Origin of the sequence: Mesorhizobium sp. M0590, assembly GCF_040320905.1 — a bacterium.
GTDB lineage: Bacteria > Pseudomonadota > Alphaproteobacteria > Rhizobiales > Rhizobiaceae > Mesorhizobium.
Genome location: NZ_JAMYQN010000001.1, coordinates 755,507 through 762,867 on the forward strand (window position 1 = coordinate 755,507; position 7,361 = coordinate 762,867).

Annotated in this window: 6 protein-coding genes; 2 read left to right on the forward strand and 4 right to left on the reverse strand. The window is 65.3% G+C overall.

Features of this window, described 5'->3' with window-relative positions:
• Positions 1-106: 106 nt before the first annotated feature.
• From lpdA to NKI52_RS03770, 4 genes are all read right to left on the reverse strand, one after another.
• The gene (gene lpdA / locus NKI52_RS03755; RefSeq protein WP_023675937.1) at positions 107-1,501 is read right to left on the reverse strand and encodes a dihydrolipoyl dehydrogenase; all 1,395 of its coding nucleotides are present in this window, start codon (positions 1,499-1,501) and stop codon (positions 107-109) included.
• Between the two features lie 246 nt (positions 1,502-1,747).
• Positions 1,748-3,160 (reverse strand): dihydrolipoamide acetyltransferase family protein, encoded by a 1,413-nt coding sequence (locus NKI52_RS03760; RefSeq protein ID WP_023675936.1) that lies wholly within the window; start codon positions 3,158-3,160, stop codon positions 1,748-1,750.
• A 10-nt stretch (positions 3,161-3,170) separates the two neighbouring features.
• Entirely contained in the window at positions 3,171-4,184 is a 1,014-nt protein-coding gene (locus tag NKI52_RS03765) for an alpha-ketoacid dehydrogenase subunit beta (protein WP_023675935.1), read from the reverse strand.
• Positions 4,185-4,186: 2 nt separating this feature from the next.
• Complete coding sequence (locus tag NKI52_RS03770) at positions 4,187-5,419, reverse strand: 3-methyl-2-oxobutanoate dehydrogenase (2-methylpropanoyl-transferring) subunit alpha (protein ID WP_023675934.1); 1,233 nt, start codon at positions 5,417-5,419, stop codon at positions 4,187-4,189.
• A 430-nt stretch (positions 5,420-5,849) separates the two neighbouring features.
• On the opposite strand from NKI52_RS03770, the gene holA reads away from it, so the two are divergent.
• Both holA and NKI52_RS03780 read left to right on the forward strand, forming a co-directional pair.
• A complete protein-coding gene (gene holA, locus NKI52_RS03775) occupies positions 5,850-6,893 on the forward strand; it encodes a DNA polymerase III subunit delta (protein WP_352697057.1) in 1,044 nt (347 codons plus the stop codon).
• A gap of 125 nt (positions 6,894-7,018) precedes the next feature.
• A partial coding sequence (locus NKI52_RS03780) for a helix-turn-helix domain-containing protein (RefSeq protein ID WP_352697059.1) occupies positions 7,019-7,361 on the forward strand: 343 nt, incomplete at its 3' end.

Sequence of the window (7,361 nt, forward strand, 5' to 3'; positions counted from 1 at the left end):
CGTAGAGCGCCAACCTCCATCTGTCGCAAGGGAGGTCGCATCCAGTCGAACCGACCCCCTCTGGCCTGCCGGCCATCTCCCCCTCAAGGGGGGAGAGCGCGAGCCCTCAGACATGCACCGCCCGCCCCAGCGCCTTCAGCGCCGCTTCCGGAAAACCCTCGCCCTGTGTCGGATGGGCATGGATCGTCCCGGCGATATCCTCCAGCGTCGCACCCATCTCCAGCGCCAGCCCAAACGCAGTGGACAGCTCCGACACGCCCTGGCCGACGGCTTGAATGCCAAGCACCAGATGGTTGTCCGCCCGCGCCACTACCCGGACGAATCCGTCCTCGCCCAACTTCGTCATCGCCCGGCCATTGGCGATGAAGGGAAACAGTCCGACCTTGATCTCGCCACGGGTCTTGGCCTCCTCCGGCGACAGGCCTGCGGTGACCAGCTCCGGATCGGTGAAACAGACAGCCGGGATCGCTCGTCTGTCCCAGCTGCGCTTGTGGCCGGCGACGATCTCGGCGACCATTTCGCCTTGCGCCATGGCCCGGTGCGCCAGCATCGGCTCGCCGGTGACGTCGCCAATGGCAAAGATACCACGCATCGAGCTGCGGCACTGGTCGTCGATGCGGATGAAGGATCCGGCCATGTCGAGGTCGATCTGCTCCAACCCCCAGCCTTCGGTCACCGGCTTGCGACCGACCGTGACCAGCACCATGTCGCCGGCAATCTTGCCGTTCTTGCCGCCATTCGTCTCGACCAGCAGCGCGTCGCGCTTAGTGGACAGCCCCTTGGCCTTGGCGTTCACGAGCACCTCGATGCCGAGTTCGGCCAGCCGCTTCACCACCGGCCGGGTCAGTTCCGCATCATATTGCGCCAGCACGCGCGGCAACGCCTCGACTACGGTCACCTTGGCGCCCAGCTTGGCAAAGGCGATGCCGAGTTCCAGCCCGATATAGCCGCCGCCGACCACCGCCAGCCTCTCCGGAACTTCGCTCAGCGCCAGCGCCTCGGTCGACGAAATGACCGGCCCGCCGAACGGCAGCGATGGCAGATCTACCGGCGCCGAGCCGGTCGCTATCACCACAGTTTCGGCTCGGATCACCTGCATGCCGATCTCGGTCTCGACGGCAACGGTCTTGCCGTCGCGAAATGTCGCCCAGCCATGCACCGTCTTCACGCCAGCTTTCTTCAGCAGGCCGGCGACGCCGTTGTTCAGCCGGCTAACGATGCCGTCTTTCCAGGCAATGGTCGCCGCGAGATCAAGCGACGGTGCCGCGACCGTTATGCCGAGTGGACTTTTGCCGCCGGCCATGTGCGAGAGCTTTTCGAACTCTTCGGCTGCATGGATCAGCGCCTTTGACGGGATGCAGCCGACATTGAGGCAAGTGCCGCCCGGTTTGCCTGCCTCGACGATCACTGTGTCGATGCCAAGCTGCCCGGCGCGGATGGCACAGACATAGCCGCCCGGACCGGCGCCGATGACCAGCAGCTTGCAGGAGATTTCCTTCATCATTGCACCTTAGTTCGACGAGCCGGCGGGGCAGCACCCCCCTCTGTCCTGCCGGACATCTCCCCCTCAAGGGGGGAGATTGGCAGCTTTCGCGTTCGGCTTAGTCCTGCAAAGCTGGAGATTGGCGAAAGGCGGGATGACGGCCGATCTCCCCCCTTGAGGGGGAGATGCCCGGTAGGGCAGAGGGGGGCGCGAAGGATCGCTACTGCTCTCATCTCGCGCCCCTGCGATCCTCTGTTCATCTCATCAATCCACAAAAATCAGCGCCGGCGTTTCCAGCAGCGTCTTTATCCGCTGGATGAACACCGCCGCGTCCCAGCCGTCGATGACGCGGTGGTCGAAGCTGGAGGACAGGTTCATCATCTTGCGCGGGATGAACTGGGTACCGTCCCATACCGGCCGCACCATCATCTTGTTGACGCCGACGATCGCCACTTCCGGATGATTGATCACCGGCGTCGTCGCCACGCCGCCCATGGCGCCCAGCGAAGTGATGGTGATGGTCGATCCCGAGAGTTCGTCGCGCGTCGCCGTGCCGGATTTTGCTGCCTCGGCCAGCCTGACAACCTCGGCTGCACAGTCCCAGATGTCGCGCGCCTCGGCGTGCTTGACCACGGGCACCATCAGCCCGGAAGCCGTCTGCGCGGCGATGCCGATATGGACGCCGCCATGCTGGTGGACGATGCCGGCTTCGTCGTCGAACAGTGCGTTGACATTGGGCTGGTCGGCGATTGCCTTGACCATCGCCCGCATCAAGAACGGCAGCAGCGTCAGCTTCGGCCTGTTCCCGCCCGGCCGCTTCTCCTTGTTGAGCGCGGCGCGCAAATCCTCGAGCGCGGTGACGTCGATCTCCTCGACATAGGTGATATGCGGGATGCGCGACTTGGCCAGCGTCATCTTCTCGGCGATCTTTCGCCTGAGCCCGACTATCTTGATGTCCTCGACCGCCTCGTTGCGGGCAAGGCCGGAAACCTTGGCGAGCAGAGGTCCGCGCGCCAGGAAAGCCTCGATGTCCTCATGCTGGATGCGGCCGGCCGGGCCGGTTCCCGGGACCTGCCGAAGGTCGATGCCGGCCTCTTTCGCCCTCAAGCGGACGGCCGGTGAGGCCAGTGGCTTTTCGCCCTCCGGACGCGGCGCGCCGGAGGTCCGCGCAGTACCCCCACCGGCGGCAGTACCCCCACCCCTAACCCCTCCCCACAAGGGAGAGGGGGATTCGCCACCCGCCGCACTTAGTCCCTTATGCGTTGGTGTTTTTTCAGATGATCGTGGAGCGGTCTCGGGTTCGGCCTTGGAGGTTGCGGCACGTCCCCCTCCCCCTTGTGGGGAGGGGTTAGGGGTGGGGGTACTGCGCTCGGTGGGGGTATTCTTGGCGCCCGCCTCAGTGGCCTGCGACGCAGCATCCCTGACATTGCCCTCGCCCGCCACCTTCAACCTGACAATCGGCGAGCCGATCGCCACCGTGTCGCCGATCTCGGCGCCCAACCAGACGATTTCGCCATCGACGGGCGAAGGAATTTCGACCGTCGCCTTGTCGGTCATGACAGCGGCCAGCACGGCATCCTCGCGCACGAGATCGCCGACCTTGACCTGCCATTCGACGAGCTCGGCCTCGGCTACGCCTTCGCCGACATCGGGCAGCTTGATGACATATTCGCCCATCGTTCCCCCTTCAGGCTTCCACCGTTTCGACGAGCGCGCGGCCTAGCCGGGCAGGACCAGGAAAATAGTCCCACTCCTGCGCATGCGGATAGGGCGTGTCCCAGCCGGTGACCCGCGCCACCGGCGCTTCCAGATGGTAGAAGCAGCTCTCCTGAACCAGCGCCGAAAGTTCGGCGCCGAACCCCGATGTCAGCGTCGCCTCGTGCACGATGACGCAGCGCCCCGTCTTGTTGACCGAGGCGACGATCGTCTCGAGATCGAGCGGCAGCAGTGTCCTCAGATCTATGATCTCGGCATCGATGCCGGTCTCCTCGGCTGCCGCCTGGGCGACATAGACCATCGTGCCATAGGCAAGCACGGTGACTGCCGCACCCGGCCGTCGGATCACCGCCTTGCCGAGCGGCACCGTGTAATGGCCGTCGGCGACTTCGCCGAGCTCATGTTTCGACCATGGCGTTACCGGCCGCTCGTGATGACCGTCGAAAGGGCCATTATAAAGCCGCTTCGGTTCCAGGAAGATCACCGGGTCCGGATCCTCTATCGACGCGATCAAAAGGCCCTTGGCGTCATGCGGGTTCGAGGGCACCACGACTTTCAGGCCGGAGACGTGGGTGAACAGCGCCTCCGGGCTCTGGCTGTGGGTCTGGCCACCAAAAATGCCGCCGCCGGTCGGCATCCTGACCACGATCGGGCAGGTGAAATCACCGTTCGACCGGTAGCGCAGCCGCGCCGCTTCCGAGACGATCTGATCGTAGGCCGGATAAACATAGTCGGCAAACTGCACCTCGACGCAAGGCTTCAGCCCGTAGGCGGCCATGCCGATAGCCGCGCCGACAATGCCGGATTCGCTGATCGGCGCATCGAAGCAGCGGCTCTTGCCGTATTTCGCCTGCAGGCCCTGGGTGCAGCGGAAGACGCCGCCGAAGAAGCCGACATCCTCGCCGAACACGATGACGCGCTCGTCGCGCGCCATCGACACGTCCATGGCGTCGCGGATCGCCTCGATCATGGTCCGCCGCGGCATGGTCAGACCCCTGCGTGTTGGCGCTGGCGCCTGAGATGCGGCGGCATCTCGGCATAGACGCCCTCGAACATGTCGCGCGCCGAGGGCTTGCCGCCGGCATGCAGCGTGCCATGGCGCTCGGCCTCCCGCTGCGCCGAAATCACCGTGTCGAGGATTTCGGCCTCGGCCTGGGCGTGGCGTTCGTCCGACCAGACGCCGCGCTGGATGAGATGGTTCTTCAGCCTGACGATCGGGTCGCCGAGCGGCCAGGCATCGGACTCGGCCTTCGGCCGGTAGGCCGACGGGTCGTCGGAGCTCGAATGGGCGCCGACGCGGTAAGTGACGTATTCGACCAGCGTCGGCCCGAGATTGCTGCGCGCCCGTTCCGCCGCCCATTTGGCCACCGCATGGACGGCGAGATAGTCGTTGCCGTCGACGCGCAGCGACGGAATACCGAAGCCGAGCCCACGGGCGGCAAACGTGCCGGAACCGCCGCGGGCGATGCCCTGGAAGGTCGAGATCGCCCACTGGTTGTTGACGACGTTGAGCACGACCGGCGCCTTGTAGGTCGAGGCGAACACCAGCGCCGAATGGAAGTCGGACTCGGCAGTCGAGCCGTCGCCGATCCAGGCGGCGGCGATCTTCTGGTCATTGCTGATCGCCGAGGCCATCGCCCAGCCGACCGCCTGGATGTACTGCGTCGCCAGATTGCCGGAGATCGAGAAGAAGCCGTGCTCCTTCGACGAATACATGATCGGCAATTGCCGCCCTTTCAGCGGATCGGCCTCGTTCGAATAGATCTGGTTCATCATCGTGACCATCGGGTAGCCGTCGGCGATGAGCAGGCCTGCCTGCCGATAGGTCGGAAAATTCATGTCGCCCCGCGACAGCGCCTTGCGGAAGGCGCAGCTCACCGCCTCTTCGCCGAGATGCTGCATGTAGAAAGAGGTCTTGCCCTGGCGCTGCGCCATCTGCATGCGCGCATCGAAGCTGCGCAGCGTCATCATATGGCGCAGCCCCTCCAGCAGTTCCTCGTCGGAAAGCAGGCCGGCCCACGGCCCGACAGCCTCGCCGGCGCGGTTGAGCACGCGAATGATCGAGAACGCCAGATCGCGGATGTCGCGCGGGTCGACGTCGATCTTCGGGCGCGGCACCGAGCCAGCTTTTGGAATGCTCACATTGGAGAAATCCGGCGTCCCGCCCGGCCGCACTTCCGGTTCCGGAACATGGAAGCGCAGCATTCCGGCATCGGCCATGATCTCGGTCCTCCACTGTTGCCCGGCTAGGATATTTGCACACCGCCAGACCAGTGCCAATTCGTCGGGCGAGGCTTCGCTGCCGCTGGCTGCTGCCCGCGGCAGACAGGATGGAGATATGTCGGCGAAATTTCTTGTCGATCTTCCGGATCGGCGCGCAATTTGGGAGATGATTGCGCCGGGTTTCCCGCCAGATAAGGCAATGCGTCGGGTTGGTCGGCGCGAGCACCTCCTTCTCCCCTTGTGGGAGAAGGTGGCCGAGCGAAGCTCGGTCGGATGAGGGGTGTTCCAGCTTGGCATCGACAGCACTCCGGCCGGCACCCCTCAACCGTCTTGGAGCTACGCGCCAATTCACCTTCTCCCACAAGGGGGAGAAGGAAAGGAGGGCGGCGCCGTTCACCCCGCGCCCGCGTCATGCTAATCAGCGCCTATGGCACAAAAGAAAGCATACGAGGTCGATGCATGGCTCGCGAAGCCGGATCCGCGCGTCTCGATCGTGCTGCTTTACGGTCCCGATCGCGGGCTGGTTGCCGAGCGGGCAAAGGCCTTTGCCGGCAAGACCGGCCTGCCGCTTGACGATCCGTTCTCGGTCGTCAGGCTGGACGGATCGGAAGTCGATCGCGACGAGGGCCGCCTGCTCGACGAGGCCCGCACCGTGCCGATGTTTTCGGAGCGGCGCCTGCTATGGGTGCGCAATGCCGGCGCTCAGAAGGCGCTTGCCGATGACGTCAAGGCGCTGACGTCGGAGCCCGCGCGGGACGCGATCATTCTCATCGAGGCCGGCGACTTGAAGAAGGGTGTCGGCCTGCGCGCCGTGGTGGAGGCGGCGGACAATGCCATGGCATTGCCTTGCTATGCCGATGAGGCCAGGGATATCGATACGGTCATCGACGACGAACTGCGCAAGGCCGGCATGTCGATGACACTGGAGGCGCGGCAGGCGCTGCGCCGCAATCTCGGCGGCGACCGGCTGGCCTCGCGCGGCGAGATCGAAAAGCTGGTGCTTTACGCGCATGGCCAGGCCGAAATCGGCCTCGACGACGTCAAGGCGACGTCTGGCGATGTCTCGGGCCTCTCCTTCGATGCGGCGGTCGACGCCCTGCTCGAAGGCAGGATCGCCGACTTCGATACCGCCTTCACCCGCCATTGCCAGTCCGGCGGCCAGCCCTTTCTGGTACTTTCATCGGCGATGCGGCAGTTGCAGGCGATCCAGGCGATGCGCGGCCAGATGGACGCCGGCGGCCGCAATGCCGCTTCGGTCGTAGCCGCGGCGCGCCCGCCGGTTTTTTTTTCGCGGCGCAAGCTGGTCGAGAAAGCCCTCGAACGGTGGAGCAGCGAAGCGCTCGGCCGCGCCCTCAACCGCCTGCAGACGGCGATCCTGCAGACACGCCGGCGGCCGGATCTGTCGGTCGCGCTGGCACGCCAGGCCCTGCTCGGCATTGCCGTGGAGAGCGCAAGGCTGGCGCAGAGATAGGAGCACCCGCCCTTCTCCCCCTTGTTTGGACTGGGGACATCGCGAACAGATGTGCGAGGACATCGCGAACAGTTTTGCGCTTTTGCGCGAGGGGGTTCGGGATGCCATTCGAGGACAGAAGCGTGATGAAGCAGAAGCTGGAGTTTGTGAGGCTGGCGTCGGCGAAAGGCGCGAATGTAAGCGTGCTGTGCCAGCGCTTCGGTATCGGCCGGACCTGTGGCCACAAGCTGCTTTCGCGCTATCGGATCGAGGGGGAGGCTGGGCTGGTCGAACAGTCGCGGCGGCCACGATCGAGCCCGGCGCGCAGCGCGCCGGAGGTGGAAGCGGCGGCCCTTGCGGTGCGTATGGCGCATCCGGCTTGGGGTGGACGCAAGATCGCGCGCGTGCTTGCCCGCGAGGGTATCGGCACGCCGGCGGCCTCGACGGTAACCGGCATCCTGCGTCGCAACGGCATTGAGTTGGGAACGT